Source organism: Streptomyces vinaceus, assembly GCF_008704935.1.
Classification (GTDB): domain Bacteria; phylum Actinomycetota; class Actinomycetes; order Streptomycetales; family Streptomycetaceae; genus Streptomyces; species Streptomyces vinaceus.
The window spans coordinates 1,415,356-1,439,578 of the sequence record NZ_CP023692.1 but is presented as its reverse complement, the minus strand read 5'-3'; the positions used below and the strand labels follow the sequence as shown (position 1 = coordinate 1,439,578).

Sequence of the window (24,223 nt, the reverse complement as noted above, 5' to 3'; positions counted from 1 at the left end):
TCTGGGGGCACCTGGCCGGGGCGCTGATTACCGGCGGGCGTACTCACGGAATCCGCGGCCGGTCTTGCGGCCCAGGCAGCCCGCCGCCACCAGGTGCTCCAGCAGCGGGGAGGGGGCCAGGCCGGGATCGCGGAACTCCTTGTGGAGCACCTTCTCGATCGCCAGCGAGACGTCCAGGCCGACGACGTCCAGGAGCTCGAAGGGGCCCATCGGGTACCCGCCGCCCAGCTTCATCGCGGCGTCGATGTCGTCGAGGCTCGCATAGTGCTGCTCGACCATCTTCACGGCGTTGTTCAAGTACGGGAACAGCAGCGCGTTCACGATGAAGCCGGCCCGGTCCCCGCAGTCCACCGGGTGCTTGCGCACCTTCAGGCAGATCTCGCGGACCGTGGCGTGCACGTCGTCGGAGGTCAGAACGGTCCGGACCACCTCGACCAGCTTCATCGCCGGAGCCGGGTTGAAGAAGTGCATGCCGATCACGTCCTGCGGGCGCGAGGTCACGCGGGCCACCGCGATCACCGGCAGCGAGGAGGTGGTGGTGGCGAGCACCGCACCCGGCTTGCAGACCTTGTCGAGGGCGGCGAACAGCTCCTGCTTGACCGCCAGGTCCTCGGCGACGGCCTCCACGGCCAGGTCCACGTCGGCGAAGGCGTCCAGCGAGCCGGCGGGGCTGATCCGCTCCAGCGTCCGCGCCGCGTTCTCCTCGGTCAGCTTGCCCTTGGACACCGCACGGTCCAAGGACTTGCCGATCGCGGCCTTCGCGGCGGACGCCTTCTCCTGGCTGCGGGCGGCGAGCACCACCGCGAACCCGGCCTGCGCGAAGACCTGCGCGATGCCGCTCGCCATGGTGCCGGAGCCGGCCACGCCGACCGTCGCGACCGGGCGGCCCTCGCCGAGCCGTGCCCCGTCCAGCGGGGTCTGCGCGTCGCGGACGATCGTGGAGCTGCCCGGCCCGGCGTACGTGTAGAAACCGCGCCCGGACTTCTGCCCGGTCAGGCCGGCCTCGGCCAGGTGGCCCAGGACCGGGGCCGGGGCGTGCAGCCGGTCGCCGGAGGAGGCGTACATGGCCTCCAGGACGGTGCGGGCGGTGTCCACGCCGATCAGGTCGAGCAGCGCGAGCGGGCCCATCGGCAGACCGCAGCCGAGCCGCATCGCCGCGTCGATGTCCTCACGGGAGGCGTACTTCGCCTCGTACATCGCGGCGGCCTGGTTGAGGTACCCGAAGAGCAGGCCGTCCGCGACGAAGCCGGGGCGGTCGCCGACGGAGACGGGCTCCTTGCCGAGCTCGCGGGCCAGCAGCGTGACCGCCTCGACGGCCGGCGGGGCGGTCAGGACGCTGGAGACCACCTCGACCAGCTTCATCGCCGGGGCGGGGTTGAAGAAGTGCAGGCCGAGGACGCGCTCGGGGCGCTGGGACTCGGCGGCGAGCCGGGTCACCGAGAGGGCGTTGGTGCCGGTCGCCAGGATCGTGTCCGGACGGACGATCGCGTCGAGCTCGCGGAAGAGGCGCTGCTTGAGCTCGTAGCTCTCCGGGACGACCTCGATGACGAGATCGGCGTCGGCGGCCGCGGACAGCTCGGTGAAGGTGCGGAAGCGGGCGAGGACCCCCTCGCGCTCCTGTTCGGTGAGGCGCTCGCGGGCCACCGAACGGGCCGTGGCGGCCGCGAGGGCGGCGGTGGCCCGGCGGGTGGCGGCCTCACTGATGTCGATGCCGATGACCTCGCGGCCGGCCTGGGCGAGGACCTCGGCGATGCCGGTGCCCATGGTGCCGAGGCCGACGACGGCGATGGTCTGGAAGGCGGACTGGCCGGTGGACTGACTGGACGTGGACGGAAGGTCCATCGCGGGACTCCAGTGGAAGAGGGTGACGACTGAGGGCGCCGCACGGCGCACGACGCGCGGCGGGAGCTCCGGCCCGTCGAGAGGCGCGGGGCGGAGAACGGCGGACCCTGTCCCGGGGCCGCGCCGTACACGAGAGGCAGCAGAGGTAGCTGGTGCACGGGAGTCGTGGGAGCTACCGAACCGACTGATACGGGGCGGCTGCGTCACCAGGCCGGCCTCGTACGTTGAAAGGAGCGTAACCCGTCGGTAACTGCCGCGCCAGAGCGCGGAGATGTGACCTGTACCGCCCAAATGTACCGATCATCGATCATCGATCAGCCATCTCCGCAAACCCGGCGTGGCGGGGGCCGCGCCGCCCTAGGGTGGCCGAGTGAACGACGTGCTGGAGCGCCTGCGGACGGAATCCGGGCAGTCCCCGCGGTACGAGGAGCTGATCGCGGCGGACCCCGACGCCCTGGCCGCCTCCCTGACCTCCGCAGGCCTGCCCCTGTGGGCCCGCGAACTGGCCGCGTACCGGCTCGGTCTGGCCGGGGACCGGCGGGCCTTCGAGCCGCTGGTGCTGCTGCTCAACCACCGCGACCCGGCGCGCTGCGAGGCCGCCGCCGAGGCGCTGGCCGCCCTGGGCGACCCGCGTACGGCCCGCGCGGCGGCGGCCCTCGCCACCAACACCCTGCGCACGGCCTACGCCCTCCAGCCCGTACGGCTCCTCACGGCCCTGCGCGCCCCCGAGTCGGCCCCGGTCCTGATGGCCACGCTGTCCCGGCTGCTGTCCCCGCACGAGCCGTACTGGCGGGTGGCCCTGGCCTGTGTGGAGGGCCTGGGCACCCTCGCGGACCCACGCGCCCGCGAGGTCCTCACCCGCGCCCAGTCCCACCCCCGCCTCGCGCTGGCGGCGACGAGGTCCCTGCGCGAACTGCGCTGAGCGCGCCGAGCCCGCTGAGATGATCGACCGCATGAGCGATCCCACGAGCAGGCCCGAAGACCACCGCGACCACCACCACGTCGCGCGCATATCCGCGCCGGACGGCGTCCATCCCGGTACGGGCTACAGCCACGTCGTCCGGGGCACCGGGCAGTTCGTCGCGGTCTCCGGCCAGTGCGCCTTCGACGAACGGGGCCGGGTCGTCGGCCCGGGCGACGCCGCCGCGCAGGCCCGTCAGGTGTTCGAGAACCTCCGGCGCTGCCTGGCAGCGGCCGGGGCGACCTTCGACGACGTGGTGAAGCTGACGTACTTCGTCACGGACATGGCCCACCTCCCTGCCGTCCGGGAGGCGCGTGACGCCGTCATCCCCGCCGATCGGCTGCCGGCGTCCTCGGCCGTCCAGGTAGCCGCTCTGGTCCGTCCGGAGCTCCTGCTGGAGGTGGAGGCCTTCGCCGTCCTGCCGGACCGGTCAGCCGCGGGAAGCTGAAGCCGCCTCGTCCGGCGTCCGGGCGGCGGTCTCCCGGCCCCGGCCCTCCGCAGGCCGGGGCGGGACCCCCTCGGGCGCGGCGGCCGGGCGGCGGCGGTTCGCCGCCTGCTGGACGCGCTTGCCCAGGCGCTGCGCCGGCAGCTCGACCAGGCGGTACATCAGGTGGCTCGCGGCCATCAGCACCGTCAGGAAGATCGCAGTCCAGGCGATCTTCCCGAGCGTCGACTCGGGCATCGGCGGGACTCCCAGCGGCGGACCGATCGTGCGCAGCAGCGGGAAGTGCAGCAGGTACATCGAGAAGCTGATCGCGCCGAGCCAGGTCAGCGGCCTCGGGAAGCGCCGCCCCCGCAGCAGGAAGAAGACGCCGAACAGGATCCAGGCCGCGAGGTACGAGAGCGACCAGGCCTTCCAGCCGGAGGTCCAGGTGCTGTCCTGGACCCCGTTCCGGTTGTAGAGCCATCCGACGAGCACGCCGGCGAGGACCACGGACCCGCAGGCGAGCAGCGCCGGAACCCGGCGGACCGTGCCGTGCTGCGCCCGGTACACGACGGTGCCGGCGAACATCGTCGCGAAGATCATCAAAGTCTCGAACGCGACGGCCCGGCTGTTGAGCGTGGCGAGGACCAGACCCAGTGCGCCGAGCAGCAGAGCACCCGCCGCGGTGGCCCTGCGGTTGCCGCTGAGCACACCCCAGAAGCCCAGGAGCACGATCGGGGTGGCGATCAGCAGGAGCAGGCGGACCGAGCCGAGCTGCGTCAGCAGGATCTGCGGGGCCAGGGCGGTGCCGATCGCCAGCGCGGCGCCGGCGAAGCCGACGGCGATCGGGGCGCTGGGCCGGTGCAGGCCCCGGGTGAACAGGGCGGTGACGAAGAAGTAGAAGACCATCTCGTAGGAGAGGGTCCAGGTGACGTTCATGCCGTTGATGACGCCCAGCATGTCCTGGAGCATCAGGCCGTTCGCGACGAGCGAGGCGAGGTCGTCGCCCGTGCGCAGCAGCGCGACCGAACCGTCCCCGGCCGGGAGCATCATCATCGCGGCGACGAAGGCGACGATGACGGCCGGGTAGATCCGGAAGAGCCGGCCGATCCAGAAGCCCCGGACGTCGCCGCGGCGCTCCAGCGAGGCCGGGATGATGTAGCCGCTGACGATGAAGAACAGCATGACCCCGAACAGGCCGAGGTCGAAGTTGCGCCAGACCATCCCGCCGAAGGGCAGCATTCGCAACACGTCGAAGTGGTGCAGGACCACGACCAGGGCGGCGATGCCGCGCAGCGCGTCCAGCCAGCCGAGTCGAGCGCCTGCGGCGGGGCTTGGGGCCGTGGCGGCCCCGCGCCGGGCGAGCGGGAATATCAGCGTCTTCACCGCAGGGACCCTAACCCATGTCCGCCCGTTCCCTCCCCCTTCACGGAAGCTCCGGGGACGGGACGGGCGGAACACCGCGAACCGGTACCGACTGCCGCGATTCGACCTCTACCCGCGGAAGCCCAGGAGGCCGTGGAGGGCCGTGCCGCCCGCCGTGGGCGGGACCGCTCGGGTGGCCGGGGTCGGCTTCGGGGCCGCCTGGGCCGGGCAGGTCGCGTCCGAGGCCTGGCCGCTGCGCAGGTACGCCGCCACCTTCTCGTCCAGGCACTTGTTGCCGCTGAGGGCGACCCCGTGGTTGCCGCCGCCCTCCTCGACCACCAGCGCCGAGCCCTTCAGCTTCCCCTTCATGCTCAGCGCCCCCTCGAACGGCGTCGCCGCGTCCTCCGTCGCCTGGAGCAGCAGGGCCGGCGGGAGGGAGGCGTTGCTCACGTCCGGCGCGGCCAGCGGCTCCGTCTTCCAGAACGCGCAGGGGGCGTTGTACCAGGCGTTGTTCCAGGTCATGAACGGGGCCTTCGCGTGGGTGCGCCACATGTCGGCGCGCCACTGGTTCCAGTCCTTCGGCCAGGCCGAGTCCCGGCACTGCACGGCCGTGTACACGCTGTAGCTGTTGCCCGCGGACGGCTCCACCGCCCCGAACCGCTCGTAGGCCGCCACCAGCGGCTTCGGGTCCTTGGCCACCTCGTACGCCGAGAACGCCTCGGCGAGGACCGGCCAGTAGCCGTTGTAGTAGCCGCCCGGCATGTAGGTGTCCTCCAGCTCGGCCGGGCCCACCTTCCCGCCCGCCGGGGTCCCGCGCAGGGCGTCCCGCATCGCGTACCAGCGCTCCTCGACCCCCGCCGGGTCGGTGCCCAGACCGTACTTCTCGTCGTACTGGGCGACCCAGGCCAGGAAGGACTTGTGCCGGGCGTCGAAGGCCCGGTCCTGCGCGAGGTTGTCCTCGTACCAGACCCCGCCCGGGTCGACCACCGAGTCCAGGACGAGGCGGTGCACCCGGTCCGGGTGGAGCTTGGCGTACACCGCGCCCAGGTAGGTCCCGTACGAGTAGCCGAAGTAGCTGACCTTCGCCGCGCCGAGCGCCCCGCGCAGCGTCTCGATGTCGCGGGCGGCCGAGACGGTGCCGATGTACGGGAGCACGTCCGCGTGCTTGGCCTGGCAGGCATCGGCGAAGGACTTCACCCGGTCCAGGTTGGCCTGCTCGGTCTGCGCGTCCAGCGGTACGGAGTCCGGGCGCACGGGGGTGAAGTGCCCCGGCCCGCAGTCGAGGGTGGGCTCGCTCTTGCCGACGCCGCGCGGGTCGAAGCCGATCACGTCGTACTGGGCGGCCACGTCCTTCGGCAGGGCGGAGGCGACGAACCCGGCCAGGGCGCGGCCGCTGCCGCCCGGTCCGCCTGGGTTGACGAGCAGCGGGCCCTGCGAGGTGGCGGCCGTGTGCGGGACCCGGGTCAGGGCCAGGGAGATCTGCCGGCCGCCCGGCTGGTCGTGGTCGAGCGGGACCTTGAGGGAGGCGCACTGCAGCGTCGGGTACCGCGGGGTCGCACAGCCGGTCCAGCGCAGGGCGGCGGCGGGCGCGGCGGCCGTCGGCGCGGCGCCCGCCGGGCTCGTGACGACGGCGGCCACGGTCGCGGTGGCGACGGACAGCAGGGCGGCGGCGCGCTTCGTCAGCGGGCCGCGCTTCTTCGCGGGGTGGAGCATGGGGCCTCCCAGCCGAGGGTTCTGGGCGGAATCGTCCCGGAAACCACGCCCGGAAGGCGGTATTGGGCCACTGATTGGCCCGATGTGATGAGCCTTCAGGGGCCGTACGAGGTCACAAGAGGCTGAGCTGGACGGGTTCGGCGGGCGCGGGCCCGGCCGTGCGTCCGGCGTCGGGGATCCTGCGGGCCGCGCCCCGCCGGGAGGGTCCGATGCCGAATTCGGCGGCGAGCTGGTGGACTTGCCGCGTGATCTGCCGCTGGTACCAGGTGGGTGCGTACGAGCCGCCCGCGTACATGCGCTCGTACCGCGGGAGGAGGTGGGGGTGGTGGGCCCCCAGCCACGCCGTGAACCACTCGCGGGCGCCCGGCCGCAGATGGAGTACCAGGGGTGTCACGGAGGTCGCCCCGGACTCGGCGACGGCCCGGACGGTGGCCCGCAGCTGCTCGGGGGAGTCCCCGAGGAAGGGGATGACCGGGGCCATCAGCACCCCGCACTCGATCCCGGCCCCGGTGAGGGCCCGTACGGCGGCGAGCCGGGCGGCGGGGGAGGGCGTCCCGGGTTCGACGGTCCGCCACAGGTCGGTGTCCGTGAAGCCGACGGAGACGCAGATGCCGACCTCTGTGACCTCGGCGGCCCGCCGCAGGAGGGGGAGGTCGCGCAGGATCAGCGTTCCCTTGGTGAGGATGGAGAAGGGGTTGGCCCGGTCGCACAGGGCCTCGATGATCCCGGGCATCAGCCGGTAGCGGCCCTCGGCGCGCTGGTAGCAGTCGACGTTGGTGCCCATCGCGATGTGCGCGCCCGCCCATCGGGGCGCGGCGAGTTCGCGGCGCAGCACCTCGGGGGCGTTGGTCTTGACGACGATCTGGGAGTCGAATCCGAGGCCGGTGTCGAGGTCGAGGTAGCTGTGCGTCTTGCGGGCGAAGCAGTACACGCAGGCGTGGCTGCACCCGCGGTACGGGTTGACCGTCCACTCGAACGGCATGCGCGAGGCGCCGGGCACCCGGTTGAGGACCGAGCGGGCGCGGACCTCGTGGAAGGTGATCCCGCGGAACTCGGGGGTGTCGAAGGTCCGCGTGACGACGGAGGCCGCCCCGAAGAGCGCCCCCGACTGCTCCGGGGCCCCAGGGCCGTCCGTCAGATTGTCCCAGCGCATGAGCGCCTCCCTCGGTGTTCTCGATCCGAGAATAGAACAAACGTTCCCATGATCGTGCGGGAGCGGAAGGTCGCGAACAGGACACCCGTACGTGCGGAGGGGACGGCTGGGGTCTCGGGAGCGCCGACCGCACCCGCCTCACGGCCCCCATGCCGCGCGGAATCCGTCACCGGCGGAAGATCTTGGCGAGCGAAACGGACATGTCCGTTCAGAACGCGCGCCCAACGCGGCGCGAGACCCGTGGACCCCCTCGCCGCGTGACTGTCCGTATTCGATCTAGTGCATGGAGTGACGGATTCCGTATGGTCGTAGCGCTGACAGCGTTGACAACGCCCCATCTCTGGAGGATTCGTGGCGAGCTTCCGCATTCGTCTGGCCCTGCTCGGTTCGGCCACCGCTCTCACCGCAGGAGCCCTGGTCCCCGTACAACTCGCCGGGGCGCAACCCGCGGCCGCGGCCTCCTACGAATGGGTCGCCCTGGGCGACTCCTACACCGCCGGGGTCATCCCGGCCGCCGGTGACGTCTTCGAGTACCCCCGCGACGGCTGCGAGCGCACCGACCAGTCGTACCCGCAGGTCATCGACCGGGACTTGGGCTCGCTGATCGAGCTGACCAACGTCAGCTGCGGCGCCGCCACGATCCAGGACGTCACCTTCAGGGCCCAGGAGCCGATCGGGCGGCACCTGCCGCCCTTCTCCGAGGACCCGGACTACCCCTTCCCCCCGGTTCCGCCGCAGTCCGAGGCGGTCGGGCCCGGCACCGACGTGATCACCGTCGGCGCGGGCGGCAACAGCATCGGGTTCGCCGACATCCTGACGCAGTGCCTGCTCCTGGGCTCGGGCAGCGGCGGCGTGGGCACTCCGTGCAAGGAGGAACTGGCCGCGAGCATCCCCGCCCGGCTGGCCAAGGTGGGCGAGGAGTACGGCGAGATGCTCGCCGCACTCCACCAAAGGGCCCCGCACGCGAGGATCCTGGCCGTCGGCTACCCCACGGTCATCCCCGCGGCCACCTCCAAGTGCGGCTACAACAACCCGCAGCAGTTCCTCTCGATCACCGGGGGCGACCTGGACTGGCTGCGCCGGGACGTCCTCGAACCGCTCAACAAGGCCATCGAGAAGTCGGCCGCCGCACACGGCTCCACCACGTACGTCGACCTCTACGACTCCACCCGCGACCACAGCGTCTGTGACGCCGGCAAGTGGGTCGAGGGGGTCCTCGACCACCAGGGCCGCCCGGCCGTCGTGCACCCCAACGCCCAGGGCCACCGCAACGCCGCCGACCACGTCGCAGCGGCCATCCTGGACGCCATCGAGCCGCGCTGACGAACGACGCCCCCCGCCCACGGTCCCCCCTGGGGCCGTGGGCCTACGTCGGCGGGCGCATGCGGAAGTTGTACGTCGCGGGGAGCGGCCGGTGCGTTATGCGGGACCAGACCTCCGACAGGATCTCGTCGCCCTCACGGAGGTCCGGGAGTTCGAATCCGTCCTCGAACACCCGGCGGGCCGCGCCCACGTGCCCCTCCGCCGCCAGCAGCCGCGCGGCCAGCAGCCGGAAGCGGCCCTCCTCGCGCAGCGCCGGCCGCAGCCGGTCCCACACCGCCCGCGCCGCCGGCAGCCGGCCTGCCGCCAGCAGCGTCGTCATCGCCTCCCGCCCCAGCGCCGACTCCGCGGCCGTCCACTGCTCCCCGCCCCGGCTCTCCTCGGCCAGGTCCTCGAAGGCCTCGGCGTACCGCTGCGCCGCCCGCGCCGGGTCCCCGGCCAGCGCGTCCGCCACCGCCAGGCAGCGCAGCAGCGGCCACCGCGAGGGCGCCAGCGCCAGCCCCCGCTCCCAGCTGCGCACCGCCTGCGCGACGTCGCCCGCGTGCCACTGGGCCACGCCCAGGTGGTACTCGGTCAGCGGATCCGCCGGAGCCGTCTCCAGCATGTCCCGCCAGTGCGGGGCGACCAGGCTGGGCCCCGGCGGCGCCACCCTGCGCGGCGCGGGGAAGACCCCGGTGCGCCACAGCTCCAGCCAGGGCGCCTGGGCCTCGCCGAGCCCCGCTTCCTCGAACGGGGTGCCGGGCAGCTCGAACCCGCCGCACAGCACCTCCAGCGCGCCCCAGCCCGAGCCCGTCGCCAGCCGCTCCCCGGGTTCCGTGTCGGCGCACCCGCGCCACGCCCCGTACGCCTCCTCGACCCGCTCCGGGGGCAGGGCCGCGGCCAGGGCCGCCTCCGCGGCGCCGCGCGCGGCCGCCCAGTCGGGGCCGTGCACCGGCCCCGGGTCCGCGGCCAGCGGTCCGTACGCCTCCAGCCAGCTGAACTCCGCCCCGGCCTCCAGCCGTACGTGCTCCAGCTGGGTCCGCGCGAGCCCGGCCTGGATCTCGGCGTAGCCCCCCGTTCCGGGCTCGGTCAGCCACTCCTGCCAGCGCCGGCCGCCTTCCCCCGAGCCCCAGACGAACAGCTTGCGCCCGAGCAGCCGGGCCGTGGACGTCTGGACGAGCCCGCGCCCCCCGGCGTCCAGCGAGGCGATCCACGGCCGGGTCCCCTCCGGGACCTCGTAGAAGAAGTCGGCCGGGTACTCGCTGCGCAGCGGGTACGTACGGTCCTGGTCCTCCCACCGCGGCACGGGGATCCGGCGCAGCGACCGCTCGTACCCGAAGTGCCAGGCCTCGTCGGCGGGGGCGAGGACGCGGGTGCCGGGGTCCTCCGGGACGGCGATGTTGGACCACCAGTAGACGGGGGCGGGCCGCTCGTGGGGATTGCGGACGCGGACGCCGACGTAGAGGAACTCGGAGTCCCCCGGCAGCCACAGGTCCACCTGGAAGGGCAGGTCGCGCAGGCGCTCCCACTCCCACAGCCGGACCATCACGCCCCCGTCGGGTGCCGGGACGAGCGCGGCGTGCAGCGGGGCGCAGGAGAGGGTGGTGTGGCCGGTGGCGCCGATGTTCCACTCGATGCCGCCCGAGAACCAGGCGCCGTTGAGGGCGAAGTTGGCGGGCTGGAACACCGGGTTGCGGTAGAGGAGTTCACGGCCGGTGGGCACGTGCACGAGGGAGTGGACGCGGCCGCCGAGCCCGGGCAGCACGGTGACCCGCAGGTGCGCGTTCTCCAGGACGACGGCCTCGAACTCGCGCTCCTGCCGGCGCCGTCGGTATCCGTCCCGCAGCCGTACGGGCAGCAGCGAGCGCAGCGGCTCGTACCCGATCTGCCGGGCCATGTCGCGCGGCAGGCCCTCGCGCGACCGCTCGTCGAGGGTGTGCGCGTCGGCGGGTGCGCGCAGGACGGGCAGAGGGTTCTCGGGGCCCAACGGGGCTGCGGGCAGGTTCAGTACGGCGCGGCGGACGGTGGTGGCCATGGAGGAAATGGAACACGCAGGGGCGGCCGGTGCACAGGGGTTCCGCGGATCACCACCGGTCAGGATTACGCAAAGCCCTGGCCGGAGCGCTACGCGACGGGCATGTCGGCGGTGATCGCCCAGCGCTCGTGGTCCCGCCAGGCCCCGTCGACGAAGAGGAAGTCCGGCGAGAACCCCTCCTTCCGGAACCCGGCCCCGCGGACCAGCGCGAGGGAGGCCGCGTTGCCCGGCTGGATGTTGGCCTCCAGCCGGTGCAGCCCCAGGCCGCCACCGCCCCCGCCCCCGGGGGTGAAGGCGTGCGCCACCACGAGCCGCAGCGCCTCCCGGAACAGGCCCCGCCCGGCGGAGTGCGCGAAGGCGCCGTAGCCGAGGGCCCCGCAGTCGAAGGCCCCGTAGACGATGTTGTTGACGTTGACGAAGCCCGCGATGGCCCCGGTCCCGCGCTCGCAGACCAGGAAGCCCACCCGGCCGGCCGCCTCGATGAGCGGGGTCGCGTACGCCTCGTACTCCTCGATCGTCGCGGGCGGGTTCAGCCAGGGGTGGTGCAGGTGCCGGCTCTCGTGCACCCGTGCGGTGAACTCGGGGCCGTCGGCGAGCCGGAAGGGCCGCAGCCCGACGTGCTCCCCCTCGCGGAGGTACGTGGAAAAGGACATCCGCCCAGGCTATGAGCTGTGGCAGGATCCCCGGCATGATCACCGGACCGGACACCCCGGAACTGCTGCGCGCGGCGGTACGCAACAACGCCGAATGGTGCGCGGCGGTCAGCGGCGGCGGGACCTTCACCGCCGACGCCTGGACCAGCGCGCACCGCACCCCGCCGTACTACCCGGACGGCGTGACCCTGACGCCGCAAGCCTCGGCGGGCGGCCTGCTGGCCGGCATGGACACGCGGTCCCCGGGCTGTTCGGTCAAGGACAGCTTCGCCGCCCTGGACCTGGCTCCCGCCGGCTTCGAGGTGCTGTTCGGCGCCGAGTGGATCCACCGGCCGGCGCACGCCCCCGCCCCGGCCGCGTCCGTCCTCGCCTGGACCCGTGTCGCCGACCCCGGCGAGCTGGCCGTCTGGGAGGCGGCGTGGAGCGGCGGCGGGGAGGGTACGGGCCCGTTCCACCCGGGCCTGCTCACGCCGGAGATCGCCTTCCTCGCCGGGCGGTCGGGTGACGGGCGCGTCGTGGCCGGGGCCGCCGCCCACCGTACGGGCGCCGTCGTCGGCCTCTCCAACGTCTTCGCGGCGGACGGCACCCCCGGCGACGAGGCCTGGTCGGGTGCCCTCGCGGCGGTCGCGGGTCTGTGGCCCGGCCACGCGGTGGTCGGCTACGAGTCCGGGGAGGACCTGGACACGGCCCTTCGCCACGGGTTCGCCCCGCTGGGCCCCCTCCGGGTCTGGCTGCACACCGCCTGAAACGGTCCGGCGCGGCCCGCCTCCGACAGCGCTGCTAAAATTGGGTGATTCTGCCCATATCGGGTTGGGGTGAGTGCATGAGGACCTCCCGAGCACGCCGGAACACGGCCCTGCTGGCACCTTGTGCGGCCCTGCTGATCGCGGGCGCCGGCCTTCCGCTCGCTCCGTCCGCCGCCCCGGCACTCGCCGACCCCTCGCCCGCCCCCGTCCCCGCGGCGACGATGACCGCCCCCGCCCCCACCCGGATCCCCCCGCCCCTGAAACCGATCGAGCCGGCTGCCTTCCAGGCCACCGTCGAGCGCGCGGCGAAGAAGCTGTCGGTGCCCGGCGCCGTGGTGCTGCTCCGCACCCCGCAGGGCACGTACCGGGCGATCGTCGGCACGTCCGAGCGGGGCAGCACCACGCCGCCGCGGACGAGCGACCACTTCCGGATCGCCTCCAACACCAAGACCATGACGGCGGCGCTGATCATGCTCCTCGCCCAGGAGGGCAAGCTGCGGCTGACCGACCCGGTCTCCGCCTACGTCCCCGGAGTGCCGGGTGGCGCCCACATCACCCTCGCCCAGCTGCTGAAGATGCGCAGCGGGCTCTACAACTACACCGGCGCACCCGAACTCGCGACCGCACTGGACGCCGACCCGGGCAAGGCCCGGACCCCGCAGCAGATGCTGGACATCGCCTTCCGGCACCCGCCGAACTTCGCCCCCGGAGCGTCCTACGAGTACAGCAACACCAACTACGTCCTGCTGGGCCTGGTCGCCGAGAAGGCCGGAGGCCGGCCCCTGGCCCAGCAGTTGCGGGACCGGCTCTTCACCCCGCTCGGGCTGAAGGGGACGTCACTGCCGGCCGCCGACGACCGCTCCCTGCCCGAGCCCGCCGCGCACGGCTACATGTACGGCGGCTCGGTCTACGCCCTGGCCGACGACCCCTACCCCGCCGCCATCCGCGAGGCGGCGGAGTCCGGGAAGCTGAAGCCCCTGGACTACACGCGCCAGAACCCCTCCTACGCCGGCGCGGCGGGCGGGGCCGTATCCACCGCGGACGACCTGGCCACCTGGATCCGCGCCCTGGTGAGGGGCACGGTGCTGGACCCGGCGTCCCAGCGGCAGTGGCTGCACAGCCCGCAGGCGGAGAACCCGGCGGCTCCCGACGGCCAGAAGTACGGCTACGGCATCGCCTACCAGCACCTCGGCCGGAACATCGAGCTGTACTACCACGGCGGTGAACTCCCGGGCTTCAACTCCTTCATGGGCCACGACCCGGCCAACGACGTCACGCTCGTCATCTGGACCAACCTGACCGTGGCCCCGGACGGCCGCACCACCGCCCAGGCCCTGCTGCCCACCGTGCTCAACCAGATCTACACCGGGCTCGATCTCCCGGCCTAGGCGGTGTCTTTCGGATCAGGGTGGGCCCGGCTCCAGCGCCAGCCGCGGTACGTCCGTCCGTTCGAAGCCGAACACCTGGGAGTACAGCGAGAGTTCCGCCTCCAGCGCGCGGACCATGGTCTCCGCCCGCCGGAAGCCGTGCCCCTCGCCCTCGAAGGCGACGTACGCGTGCGGCACCGGCCGCCCGCGCAGCGCGGCCAGGAACCGCTCCGCCTGGGCCGGCGGGCAGACCGGGTCCTCCAGGCCCTGGAGCAGGACGAAGGGGGCGGTGATCCGCCCGGCGCGGGCCAGCGGCGAGCGCTCCCGGCACCGCACGGCGAGGGTCTGCGGGGGGCCGGCCAGGCCGTCGATGTAGTGCGACTCCAGGTCGTGGGTCTCCTCGGCGAAGCCCAGCAGGTCCAGCACGGGGTAGATGACCGCCGCGCAGGCGTACAGGTCGGTGGCGGCCAGCGAGGCCGCCGCCGTCCAGCCGCCCGCGCTGCCGCCGCGGATGGCGAGCCGCGCCGGGTCCGCGGTGCCCTCGGCGGCCAGCGCCCGGGCGACCGCCGCGCAGTCCTCCACGTCCACGACGCCCCACTGTTCGCGCAGCCGCTCCCGGTAGGCGCGCCCGTAGCCGCTGGAGCCGCCGTAGTTCACCTCGGCCACGCCGATGCCGCGCGAGGTGAAGTACGCGATGTGCAGGTCGAGTACGGGCGGCACGTGGTCGGTGGGGCCGCCGTGCGCCCACACCACGTACGGGGGCAGTTCGTCGGCGGGGGCCCGGCGCGCCGGGTGGTGCGGCGGGTAGATGTGGGCGTGGATCTCCCGGCCGCCGGGGCCGAGGAAGGTCCGGCTCTGGGGTTCGGGGTAGTACGAGGGGTCCACCGGGTCCACCCCGGCCGCGCCCACCACCCGGGCGTGCCCCGACTCGACGTCGAGCTCGACCACCTCGTAGGCGCTGCGCGGGCTGGCCGCGACCCCGTACACGCGGTTGCCGTGCGCGGCGAGCGTCGGCTGCCAGGCCGTCCACGGCCCGGCGGCGTCCACCAGGTCCCCGCTCTCCGGGTCGAGGACGCCGAGCACGGAGGAGCCCTGGCCGTGCAGGACGGCGACGAGCCCGCCGGGCAGCGGGGCCAGCCAGCTCAGCCCCGGCTTCCACAGGGGGCCGCCGAACTCCTCCTCGCGCGGGCACAGGTTGACGGCCTCGCCGCTCGCCGGGTCCACCCGGTACGGGTTCCACCAGCCGCTGCGGTCGCTGACGGCGAGCAGGGCCCCCGCCGAGGTCCACTCCACCTGGGCGACGGACTCCTCGGGGCCGCCGAGGACGGTACGGGCCCCGGTCAGCGTCCCGTCGGGCCCGACCTCGGCGAGCCGTACCTCGGTGCCGTCCCACGGCATCCGGGGGTGGTCCCACACCAGCCAGGCCGCCCGCAGCCCGTCGGGGGAGAGCCGGGGTCCGGTGGTGAACCGGTGCCGGTCATCGGTGAGTTCGAGGACGAGGGACCGGTCCTCGGCGGCCGAGCCGTCCAGGGGTACGGCGGCCAGCACCCGGCGCACGTCGGTCGGCGCCGGGCCGGTGAACTCCTCCAGCACGCACCAGACTTCGCCGCCGCGCAGCACGGGGTCGGCCCAGCGCAGGCCGCCGCCGACCGGGGAGAGCGGGGTCAGGGGGCGCGGGGTGCGGGCGTCGCCGGGCGCGTCGGGCTCGTACGCGTACATCCGCTGGTCGGCGAAGTGCACGAACACCAACAGGGGCCCGCCCGAAGGCCGTTCGGTACCCGCCCAGGGGCGGCCGCCGTACTCGGTGACCCTGCTGCGGACGTTCCACGGGGCCGGCAGCACCGAGGACTCGGGGCCGCCGTCCGAGGGCCGGCGCACCAGGGTGCGGCGGCCGCCCTCGGCCGGGCGGGGCTCGGTCCACCACACCTCGGCGCCGACGGTGCCCACGTACTCGGGCCGCCCGTCGAGCGAGGCGGCGACGGCCGCGTCGATGGGCGAGGGCCAGCTGCCGTAGGGCCCGGTCGGCACCGCCATCACCGGCTCACCATCACAGAATCACCATCACGGGGTCACCATCACAGGGTGCGCAGGGCGTGGTCGAGGACGCGTACGCCGAAGTGCAGGGCTTCGACGGGGACCCGCTCGTCCACGCCGTGGAAGAGGGACCAGTAGTCGAAGCCGGGCGGCAGTTTCAGCGGGGAGAAGCCGTATCCGGTGATCCCGAGCCGGGAGAACTGCTTGGCGTCGGTGCCGCCCGCCATGCAGAACGGCACCACGTGCCCCTCGGGGTCGAAGCGCTCGACGGACTCGCGCAGGACCGCGAACGTCCGCCCGTCCACGGGGGCTTCGAGGGCCACCTCGCGGTGGTGGAACTCCCAGGTGACGTCGGGGCCGGTGAGTTCGTCGAGGGTGGCGATGAACTCGGCCTCGGTGCCGGGCAGCATCCGGCCGTCCACGTACGCGGTGGCCGTGCCCGGGATGACGTTGAGCTTGTAACCGGCGCTGAGCATGGTCGGGTTGGCGCTGTTGCGCACCGTCGCCTCGACGAGGAGACCGGCCGGGCCCAGCTTGCCGAGGACCGCGTCGAGGTCGAAGCTGCGGGCGCCGGGGTCCACCGTGAGCCCCTGGAGGGCCGCCAGCCGGGTGATGCAGGCGGCGACCGTGCCGGTGAGCCGGACGGGCCAGCGGTACTCGCCGATCCGGGCCACGGCGGCGGCGAGCCGGCTGACGGCATTGGCCCGGTTGGGCTTGGAGCCGTGTCCGGCGGTGCCCTGGGCCGTCAACTTCAGCCAGGCGGTGCCGCGTTCGCCGGCGGCGATGGGGTAGAGGGCCTGGCCGGGGCCGTTGTGCACGGTGAAGGCGCCGGACTCGCTCAGGCCCTCCGTACAGCCCTCGAAGAGGTGCGCGTGCCGGTCGGCGAGGAATCCCGAGCCGTCGACGGCGCTGTCCTCCTCGTCCGCGGTGTAGGCGATCACGATGTCCCGGCGGGGTCTGACACCGGCCCGCGCCCAGGCCCGTACGACGGCCAGCACCATCGCGTCCATGTTCTTCATGTCGACGGCGCCGCGCCCCCAGACCACCCCGTCGCGGACCTCCCCGGAGAAGGGGTCCACGCTCCACTCCGCGGCCTCGGCGGGCACCACGTCGAGGTGGCCGTGGACGAGGAGCGCCTGCGCTCCGGGGTCGGTGCCCTCGATCCGGGCCACCACGTTCGTGCGGCCCGGCGAGCGCTCCAGCAGGACCGGCTCCGCGCCGGCGGCGGCGAGCCGCTCGGCGACGTACTCGGCGGCGGGACGCTCACGGCAGTCGCCGCCGCCCCGGTTCGTGGTGTCGATGCGGATCAGGCCGGAGGTGAAATCGACGGCTTCGTCGAGCGCGAGCCGGTCCACGGGGGACTCCCGGCCCGCCCGGGGCTCCTGCGTGACTGCGGGCATGTCAGCCATACTGCTCCTCCACGGCTGCGGAGACGACCGTCGTGACCGCCTTGAAGGTGCGGATCCCCTCGTACATCGTCTCGCTGGTGTACGCGACCTTGCGTTCCCCGAAGCGTTCGGTGCCCGGGACGACGGTGGCGGCCATCGCCAGGTGCGCGGCGTCGAACTCCAGCTCCACCGTGTACGGGCCGCCGCGCACGGGATCCCGGCGTACGGCGAGGGCCGTGGCCCGCCGGGCGGCGGACCGGATGTCGGCGGCGGTACGGGCCGGGGTGCGGCAGACGGCGGCGTAGCGCGAGACGTGGTCCTTGACGGCGACCTTCAGCGCGTCCGGGGCGTAGCCGTCGGCGTCCACGCAGGTCAGGTCGTCGCCGGTGACGAGGACGACCGGCACCCCGTACTCGGCGACGACGTGGGCGTTGAGCAGCCCCTCGCTCGCGCGGGTCCCGTTCAGCCAGACCCCGGTGATGGAGTTGGCGAGGTAGGTGTGGGCGAGGACGCCCTCGGAGCCGGCGCCGGTGTGGTAGCCGACGAACGCGACGCCGTCGACGTCCCCGTGCTGGACGCCCTCGACCATGGAGAGGGTCTTGTGGCGGCCGGTGAGCATCTGGGCCCGCTCGTCGAGCTGTTCGAGCAGCAGGTTCCGCATGGTCCAGTGGGCCTCGTTGATGAGGACCTCGTCGGCGCCGCCGTCGAGGAAGCCGAGGACGGCGGCGTTCACGTCGGAGGTGAACAGGGAGCGGCAGCGCTCCCACTGGGGGGTCCCGGGCAGGACGTCGGCGGGCCAGGTGACGCCCGTGGCGCCTTCCATGTCGGCGGAGACGAGGATCTTCATCGGGCCCCCCGGGCGGTCGGCTGCGCGCGGTGCGCCGGCGCGGGGCGGCCGACGCGGGCGGCGCGTACGACGGTGCCCGCACGGGATTCCACGCCGGTCACGCCGGTGGCGCGCAGGGGTCCAGCCTAGCCCCCGGGGCCCGCTCCGGCCCGGGGCCACGCCCGGGCCGGGGCCACGCCCGGGCCGGGGGCTCACATCGGCGGGGGAATTCCACCCGATCCGGTGAGCCGCCCGGCGCCGGTGGCAGTGACGGAGGCCGCGCCGCTGCCGCGCCGCCGCCGGGCAACGGCCTTGCTCAGCCCTCGACTTCGGCGGCCAGGTTGGCCAGCAGCGTGTCGTAGATCCGGCCGAGGCCCTTGGGGGCGAAGGTGCGCTCGAAGAACCCGCCGATGCCGCCGGCGCCGTTCCAGACGGTGGTGACCACGGCCTTGGACCTGCCCTCGCCGGCCGGGGTGACGACCCAGGTCGTGACCATGGTGGAGTTGCGGTCCTTCTCCACGAGCTGGCCGTCGGTGGGCTCGGTGACCTCCAGCAGGCAGTCGCGCACGCGCTTGCTGGTGGCCTGGAGCTTCCAGTGGACGAGGGTGCCCTCGCCGTCGCCGCCCTCGCGCACCTCGTACTCGCTGAAGTGCTCGGGCAGCAGCTTCCCCCGGGTCCCGGTGTAGTCCGCCAGCGCGTCGAACACGGTCTCCGCGTCAGCCGCGATGATCCGCTCCGTGGTGGCCTCGACCTGCGCCATAGCTGTTCCTCCAGCAGTTGTGTCCGCTCGTCGCGGCAAGCCAACCACCTCCGGGGCACGGGCCCAAATCCGGGGGCCCGCGCCCTCCCCGGTGCGCTCCGCGACTCCACGCCGGGCAGGGTCAGGCCCGGGCCAGGATTTCGCCGTTGAGGACCGAGAACCAGGCGTCCGGGGCGGCGGACCAGCGGTGCCAGGCCCCGGCGACGGCGGCCAGGTCGGCCGCGGTCGCGTGGCCGTCGCGCGTCGCGAGGGAGGCGTACGACGAGGCCGTCGTACGGTCCGCCCACAGGGAGGACCACCACGCGGTCTCCTCCGCCGTCGCGTAGCACCAGGCCGTCGCCGACGAGGCCACGTCCGTGAACCCGGCGGCCCGGGCCCAGGACAGCAGGCGGCGCCCCGCGTCCGGTTCGCCGCCGTTCGCGCGGGCCACCCGGCGGTACAGCTCCAGCCACCGGTCCAGGCCCGGCTCGGCCGGGTACCAGGTCATCGCCGCGTAGTCGGCGTCGCGGGCGGCCACGATCCCGCCCGGCCGGCACACCCGGCGCATCTCCCGCAGGGCCCGTACGGGATCGCCGACGTGCTGGAGCACCTGGTGGGCGTGGACTACGTCGAAGGAGTCGTCGGGGAAGTCCAGCGCGTGGACGTCCGCCGTGGCGAAGGTGACCGCCTCGGCCAGTCCGCGCTCCCGCGCGTACCGCGCGGCCTGCTCCAGGACGTCCGCTGCCGCGTCGACCGCGGTCACCCGGCCGCCCGGCGCGACCAGTTCGGCCAGGTCCGCCGTGATCGTGCCGGGGCCGCAGCCGACGTCCAGGACCGCCATCCCCGGCCGCAGCTCGCCGATCAGGTAGGCCGCCGAGTTCGCGGCGGTGCGCCAGCGGTGCGAACGCAGTACGGATTCGTGGTGCCCGTGCGTGTAGACGGCGGTTTCCTTCGTCTCCTCGGCGCTCATGAGCCGACTCCTCCTCGTCGTGGAAGCATTGCGATCACCGTAGGGGATCCGTTCGATGGATGAGATACCTGTTTTGACATGTGGACAGCACCCTTGTGGGGCAGGGAGTCCCGGCAGGTCGGTGGCAGGCCGGTGGCAGGGCGAGGGAGGGGCGAGGACAGTGGGCCCCAGAGATCCTGCCCCCTGGCGGAGGACGGTGAGAGCCATGCCGGACGCGCTGCTCGAACAGCACGCCGAGGCCCTGCGGCTCTTCGGCGGGCGGGTGCGCGCCGTCGGGGAGGGCCAGTGGGGCGCCCCGACCCCCTGCACCGAATGGACCGTCCGGGACCTGGTCAACCACGTCACCGGCGAGCAGCTCTGGATCCCGCCGATGGTGACCGACGGACGCACCATCGAGGACATCGGTGACGCCTTCGCAGGAGACGTCCTGGGCGAGGACCCGGCCGGAGCCTGGGAGCGTGCTGCGAGCGCCGCGCACGCCGCGTTCACCGCGCCCGGGGCGCTGACCCGTACGGTCAGGCTCTCGTACGGGCCCGCGCTGGCGCGGGCGTACTGCGCCGAGCTGACCGCCGACTGCGTCGTCCACGCCTGGGACCTCTCACGGGGCATCGGAGCCGACGACCGGCTCCCGGACGGCCTCGTCGAATTCGCCCTCAAGGAGGTCATGCCGTACGCCGACGGGCTCGCGGCCAGCGGGCTGTTCGCCCCGCCGCTGGAGGTGCCGGCGGGCGCCGACGCCCAGACCCGGCTGCTGGCCCTGGTGGGCAGACGGGGCTGAACCCCGCGCCGCTTCCCCGGGTGGACGACGGGCGGACGACGGGTGGACGACAACAGGCACACCCCTGCGAACCGCCGTATAAAGGGCATGTCCGAGAGCGTGGTCGGCCGACGGTGCCGATACGGAACGGGGAAGGCAGGGCGAGGTGTCGGGGATGCAGCGCACGGCGGAGGGCCGCGGTCCGGTCCGCTACGGGCCGCCCGCGCCCCAGCCCGGCCTGCCCGTGCTCCCCGAGCTCACCGCCGTGATCGCCGCGGCCGCCGAGCGCTCCGCGCCCGAACCCCCGGGCGGCGGGGAACCCGTACGCGAGGCCGCCTGCCGGCACTGGGGGCGGCGCGGGCTGCCCACCGCCCCGGAGAACGTGGCCGCCGGGCCCGGCGCGCCCGCCCTGCTGCTGGCGCTGCTCGGCGCGTACGGGGGCGATGTGATGCTGCCCCGGCCTTGTCCCGCATGGTGGACCCCGCAGGTCCGGCTACTGGGACGGCGGGCCTACCACGTGCCGACCCCGGCCGCGTGCGGCGGCATCCCGGACCCGTACGCCCTGCTGGAGACCGTACGGCGGGTGCGGGCCGAGGGCGGCGACCCGCGCGTACTGCTGCTGTCGGTGGCGGACGACCCCACGGCCACCGTGCCCCCGCCCGAGATGCTGCGCGAGGCCTGCGAGGCCGCCGGGGACGCCGGGCTGTTCGTCGTCAGCGACGAGAGCTGGCGCGACACCGTCCACCGCCCGCACGACACCCTCGTCCTGAGCCCGGCCGAGATGCTCCCCGACCAGGCCGCCGTACTGATCGACCTGTCCGGAGCGCTGCTGCCCGCCGGCTGGCCGGCCGCCGTGGTCCGCTTCCCCGGCACCCCGCGCGGCACCTGGCTGCGGGCCCGCACCCTCGACATCCTCACCGCGACGGGGGCCATGGTCGCGGGCCCGGTCGCCGGGGCCGCCGCGTACGCGCTCGACGAACCCGACGCCGTCGCCGGGCGCGCCCACGCCGCCGCGGCGCTGCACGGGGCGGTCGCCGCCGCGGCCCACCGGGAGCTGCTGGCCGTCGGCGCGCTCGCCCGGCCACCGCAGGCCGGGCGCCACCTGTACGCCGACCTGACCCCGCTGCGCGCCGGGCTGGCCCGGCAGGGGGTCCGCGACGCGATGGAACTGGAGGACTACCTGGGCGGGCGGCTCGGCGCGCCCACCCCGGGCGGGCAGCGCTTCGCCGACGAGCTGGGCGCACTGCGGGTCCGCCTCTCGACGGGCCCGCTGCTCGGCGCGACCCCGCAGGAGCGGCTCGCCGCGCTCGGCGCGCCCGACCCCCTCGGCCTCCCGCACGTACGTCGCTCCCTGGACCTCCTCGGATCGGTCCTGGCCGGACTGACCTCCTGACCTGACCGGAACGAGCCCGCTGTGCGGTGAACGGAGAGCTCTTGATGAGGAACCGGACGGACACCTCCGCACCTCCCGGCCCCGCGGTTCCCGACCTCGCGGCCCCGGTCCGCCCGGCGCCCGTCGGCCCCGCCCGCCCCGGTCCCGGTCCCGCCCCCAGTCCGGGTCCCGCCCCCGCGGAGCCGCGGCCGCCGGGGGAGGTGCGGTCCTGGCCGCGGTCCTTCGCCGACCGGCTGACCACACCGCTGCCCGGGCTGCGGGCCTTCGCCCGGCTCGCGCGCGAGGGCGCGTTCCGGCCCGGCCCCGACGGGCTGCGCGGCATCCCCGACCTCCCGTACGAGCCCGCGCCGCTGCCCGCGGCCGGCCCCGGGACGCTCTGCGCCACCTGGGCCGGCCACGCCAGCTGGGTCCTGCGGATCGGCGGGCTGACCGTACTGACCGACCCCGTCTGGTCGCGGCGCATCCTCGGCACCCCGGCCCGGATCACCCCGGTCGGCGTGCGCTGGGAGGAACTGCCGCCGGTGGACGCGGTGGTGATCAGCCACAACCACTACGACCACCTCGACGCCCCCACCCTCAGGCGACTGCCCCGGCGCACCCCGCTCTTCGTCCCGGCCGGGCTGGGCCGCTGGTGCCGGCGCCGCGGCTTCAGCCGGGTCACCGAGCTCGACTGGTGGGAGTGCGCCGAACTGGGCGGCGTACGGTTCGACTTCGTCCCGGCGCACCACTGGTCGAAGCGGTCCCTGCTCGACACGTGCCGGACGCTGTGGGGCGGGTGGGTGCTGAGCGAGACGCAGGTGGCGGGGACGCCGAGGAAGGCGTACTTCGCGGGGGACACCGGGTACGGGCACTGGTTCGGGGAGATCGGCCGGCGCCATCCGGGGATCGACCTGGCGCTGCTGCCGATCGGGGCGTACGCGCCGAGGTGGTGGCTGCGGGACGTCCACACCGATCCGGAGGAGGCCGTACAGGCCTGCCGGGACGTGGGGGCCAGGCGGATGGCCCCGATGCACTGGGGCACCTTCGTCCTGTCGGCGGAGCCGGTGACGGAGCCGCTGCACCGGGTCCGCGCGGCCTGGGCCCGGGCCGGACTGCCCCGCGAGGACCTCTGGGACCTCCCGATCGGCGGCTCGCGCGCGCTCTGAGGGGCGCGCGTTCACCTCCTGTGGCCCGCGCGGAGCCAGGCGACGCAGTCGGCGGCGGCCCGCTCGGTGCCGTACGCGGCCCGGTAGCCGGTGTCCTTGACGTAGTTCAGGTCGAGCCCGTCCCCGGCGAAGGCCGGTTCCATGAGGCGGGCGCGGTCGGCGACAGCCGCGTCCTCGCGCAGCGGTCCGCCGGCGTGCGGTCCGCCGCCGTCCGCTCCTGCGAAGTAGACGCCGATCGTGCTGGCGACGCCGAGACGCCGGACACCCCAGTCCTGGGCCGCCTGTACGACGTTCAGCAGTCCGCCGACCGCCTGCCGGGTGGCCTCGACGGCAGTCCCGGGCACGGCGGGCCACGTGCCGGTCGTGGCGGACGGCGCGCCGGAGCTACTTGCTCCGCAGGCTGCCGAGCGGGTCCGGGTCGTTCTCCAGGGCGGTGACCGCCTCCTTCCAGCCGTCGTGCTCGGACGAGAGGGCGCTGCGGAGGTAGGCCGTGCTCAGCCGCTGGATCAGGGCGACGCGCGCGGGGCTCTCGTCGGTGGTCTCGGCGACCTCGGTCCCCGGAACGCCGCCGAGCGAGTGCTCGGCCCCGAACAGCGTGAGCAGGCTTTTGCCGGCCGGGCTGTGGGTGTAGGGGTCGGTGAACCAGTCCGGTCCGCGGGTGGACAGCGCGGAGTCGTCCCGGTCGCCGGCGACGATGAGGGCCGGTGCGGTCATGGTGTCGAAGTACGGCCTCAGGAAGGGCAGGTTCTCCGCGGCGAAGGGGGTGAGGCTGTCGCCCAGGCCGGTCAGGGCGAGCAGTACGCCCGCCGTGACGCGGGGGTCGGACAGGTCCTCGCCGGGAACGCCGTCCGCGTCCAGGACGCGGGCACCGAGCAGCGTGCTCGCCGTCTGGGCCCCCCAGGAGTGGCCGGCCACGGCGATGCGGCCGTGGTCGACGCGGCCGGCGAGGCCCGGCACGGAGGCTTCCAGGACGCCGAGCCCGTCGAGCACGAGCGTGAGGTCCTCGATGCGGATGCGCCAGATCCGCGGGGTACGGGGGTCCTCGTGCGGGATGCCGAGCGTCCGGGAGTCGAGGTGGGTGGGCTGGATCACCACGAAGCCCTGGGCGGCCCAGTGGTCCGCGAGCGGGGCGTAGCCGTTCATCGACCAGCCGAAGCCGTGCGAGAAGACGATGACGGGCAGGTTGCCGCCGGTGGCGGGGGCGCTGACGCGGACCTGGAGGTCCTCGCCGCGGCCGCTCGGGGCCGGCAGGACGACCGGCTTGGCGGAGATCACGGTGGCGGGCGCGGGGGCGGACCGGGGGGAGTCCGGGACGGTCGGTGCGGGGATTGCGGTGATTGCGGAGATCGCGGAGATCGCGGACATGGAAGTGCCTTCCGTTCGGTGTCCTCGCATACGTGCTCCGGTGGGGCG

The 24,223-nt window shown here is 74.2% G+C and carries 21 protein-coding genes; 8 read left to right on the top strand and 13 right to left on the bottom strand.

Features of this window, described 5'->3' with window-relative positions; all coding sequences use genetic code 11:
- Positions 1-27: 27 nt before the first annotated feature.
- Positions 28-1,842 carry a 3-hydroxyacyl-CoA dehydrogenase family protein gene (locus tag CP980_RS06430; protein ID WP_132759423.1) on the bottom strand — a complete coding sequence of 605 codons (1,815 nt, stop codon included), beginning with the start codon at positions 1,840-1,842 and terminating at the stop codon, positions 28-30.
- Positions 1,843-2,212: 370 nt separating this feature from the next.
- Here CP980_RS06430 and CP980_RS06425 point away from each other — a divergent pair, with 370 nt between their 5' ends.
- Both CP980_RS06425 and CP980_RS06420 read left to right on the top strand, forming a co-directional pair.
- Positions 2,213-2,764: an adenylosuccinate lyase gene (locus CP980_RS06425; RefSeq protein ID WP_132759424.1), complete on the top strand. Its 552-nt coding sequence runs from the start codon at positions 2,213-2,215 to the stop codon at positions 2,762-2,764.
- 31 nt (positions 2,765-2,795) lie between these two features.
- On the top strand, positions 2,796-3,251 hold the full coding sequence (locus CP980_RS06420) for a RidA family protein (protein WP_150492966.1): 456 nt from the start codon (positions 2,796-2,798) through the stop codon (positions 3,249-3,251).
- On the opposite strand, the gene CP980_RS06415 is transcribed toward CP980_RS06420, so the two are convergent.
- The 3 genes from CP980_RS06415 to CP980_RS06405 all read right to left on the bottom strand — a co-directional run bounded on the left by CP980_RS06415 (position 3,234) and on the right by CP980_RS06405 (position 7,458).
- Entirely contained in the window at positions 3,234-4,613 is a 1,380-nt protein-coding gene (locus CP980_RS06415) for an acyltransferase family protein (protein WP_167535799.1), read from the bottom strand. The two genes, CP980_RS06420 and CP980_RS06415, sit on opposite strands and share 18 nt — an antisense overlap.
- A gap of 108 nt (positions 4,614-4,721) precedes the next feature.
- Positions 4,722-6,305 carry an alpha/beta hydrolase gene (locus CP980_RS06410; protein WP_150492962.1) on the bottom strand — a complete coding sequence of 528 codons (1,584 nt, stop codon included), beginning with the start codon at positions 6,303-6,305 and terminating at the stop codon, positions 4,722-4,724.
- 112 nt (positions 6,306-6,417) lie between these two features.
- On the bottom strand, positions 6,418-7,458 hold the full coding sequence (locus CP980_RS06405) for an Rv2578c family radical SAM protein (protein WP_132759427.1): 1,041 nt from the start codon (positions 7,456-7,458) through the stop codon (positions 6,418-6,420).
- 351 nt (positions 7,459-7,809) lie between these two features.
- On the opposite strand from CP980_RS06405, the gene CP980_RS06400 reads away from it, so the two are divergent.
- Complete coding sequence (locus CP980_RS06400; RefSeq protein WP_189998355.1) at positions 7,810-8,781, top strand: SGNH/GDSL hydrolase family protein; 972 nt, start codon at positions 7,810-7,812, stop codon at positions 8,779-8,781.
- Between the two features lie 43 nt (positions 8,782-8,824).
- On the opposite strand, the gene CP980_RS06395 is transcribed toward CP980_RS06400, so the two are convergent.
- Positions 8,825-10,792 carry a DUF5107 domain-containing protein gene (locus CP980_RS06395; protein ID WP_132759428.1) on the bottom strand — a complete coding sequence of 656 codons (1,968 nt, stop codon included), beginning with the start codon at positions 10,790-10,792 and terminating at the stop codon, positions 8,825-8,827.
- A gap of 89 nt (positions 10,793-10,881) precedes the next feature.
- Entirely contained in the window at positions 10,882-11,445 is a 564-nt protein-coding gene (locus tag CP980_RS06390; RefSeq protein ID WP_150492960.1) for a GNAT family N-acetyltransferase, read from the bottom strand.
- A gap of 35 nt (positions 11,446-11,480) precedes the next feature.
- Here CP980_RS06390 and CP980_RS06385 point away from each other — a divergent pair, with 35 nt between their 5' ends.
- Together CP980_RS06385 and CP980_RS06380 are read left to right on the top strand one after the other, a co-directional pair.
- Positions 11,481-12,191, top strand: a complete 711-nt coding sequence (locus CP980_RS06385) for a hypothetical protein (RefSeq protein ID WP_150492958.1) — start codon at positions 11,481-11,483, stop codon at positions 12,189-12,191.
- Between the two features lie 77 nt (positions 12,192-12,268).
- Entirely contained in the window at positions 12,269-13,579 is a 1,311-nt protein-coding gene (locus tag CP980_RS06380) for a serine hydrolase domain-containing protein (RefSeq protein WP_150492956.1), read from the top strand.
- 15 nt (positions 13,580-13,594) lie between these two features.
- Here CP980_RS06380 and CP980_RS06375 read toward each other — a convergent pair whose 3' ends face one another.
- From CP980_RS06375 to CP980_RS06355, 5 genes are all read right to left on the bottom strand, one after another.
- On the bottom strand, positions 13,595-15,592 hold the full coding sequence (locus CP980_RS06375) for a prolyl oligopeptidase family serine peptidase (protein WP_150492954.1): 1,998 nt from the start codon (positions 15,590-15,592) through the stop codon (positions 13,595-13,597).
- A 41-nt stretch (positions 15,593-15,633) separates the two neighbouring features.
- A complete protein-coding gene (locus CP980_RS06370) occupies positions 15,634-17,001 on the bottom strand; it encodes a M20/M25/M40 family metallo-hydrolase (protein ID WP_150492952.1) in 1,368 nt (455 codons plus the stop codon).
- Entirely contained in the window at positions 16,994-17,827 is an 834-nt protein-coding gene (locus CP980_RS06365; RefSeq protein WP_150492950.1) for a M55 family metallopeptidase, read from the bottom strand. The genes CP980_RS06370 and CP980_RS06365 overlap by 8 nt, the downstream gene beginning before the upstream one ends.
- A 295-nt stretch (positions 17,828-18,122) precedes the next feature.
- Positions 18,123-18,566, bottom strand: coding sequence for an SRPBCC family protein (locus tag CP980_RS06360; protein ID WP_030155115.1), 444 nt, complete (start codon positions 18,564-18,566; stop codon positions 18,123-18,125).
- Between the two features lie 121 nt (positions 18,567-18,687).
- A complete protein-coding gene (locus tag CP980_RS06355) occupies positions 18,688-19,515 on the bottom strand; it encodes a methyltransferase domain-containing protein (RefSeq protein ID WP_150492948.1) in 828 nt (275 codons plus the stop codon).
- Between the two features lie 205 nt (positions 19,516-19,720).
- Here CP980_RS06355 and CP980_RS06350 point away from each other — a divergent pair, with 205 nt between their 5' ends.
- From CP980_RS06350 to CP980_RS06340, 3 genes are all read left to right on the top strand, one after another.
- Complete coding sequence (locus CP980_RS06350; RefSeq protein WP_132759435.1) at positions 19,721-20,293, top strand: TIGR03086 family metal-binding protein; 573 nt, start codon at positions 19,721-19,723, stop codon at positions 20,291-20,293.
- Positions 20,294-20,447: 154 nt separating this feature from the next.
- A complete protein-coding gene (locus CP980_RS06345) occupies positions 20,448-21,665 on the top strand; it encodes an aminotransferase class I/II-fold pyridoxal phosphate-dependent enzyme (RefSeq protein WP_132759436.1) in 1,218 nt (405 codons plus the stop codon).
- Between the two features lie 44 nt (positions 21,666-21,709).
- Complete coding sequence (locus CP980_RS06340) at positions 21,710-22,810, top strand: MBL fold metallo-hydrolase (protein WP_132759437.1); 1,101 nt, start codon at positions 21,710-21,712, stop codon at positions 22,808-22,810.
- Positions 22,811-22,821: 11 nt separating this feature from the next.
- Here the strand turns inward: CP980_RS06340 and CP980_RS06335 are convergent, their stop codons facing one another.
- Both CP980_RS06335 and CP980_RS06330 read right to left on the bottom strand, forming a co-directional pair.
- The gene (locus tag CP980_RS06335) at positions 22,822-23,154 is read right to left on the bottom strand and encodes an NAD(P)-dependent oxidoreductase (RefSeq protein WP_189998357.1); all 333 of its coding nucleotides are present in this window, start codon (positions 23,152-23,154) and stop codon (positions 22,822-22,824) included.
- 40 nt (positions 23,155-23,194) lie between these two features.
- Positions 23,195-24,175, bottom strand: coding sequence for an alpha/beta hydrolase family protein (locus tag CP980_RS06330; protein ID WP_150492946.1), 981 nt, complete (start codon positions 24,173-24,175; stop codon positions 23,195-23,197).
- Positions 24,176-24,223 lie beyond the last annotated feature (48 nt).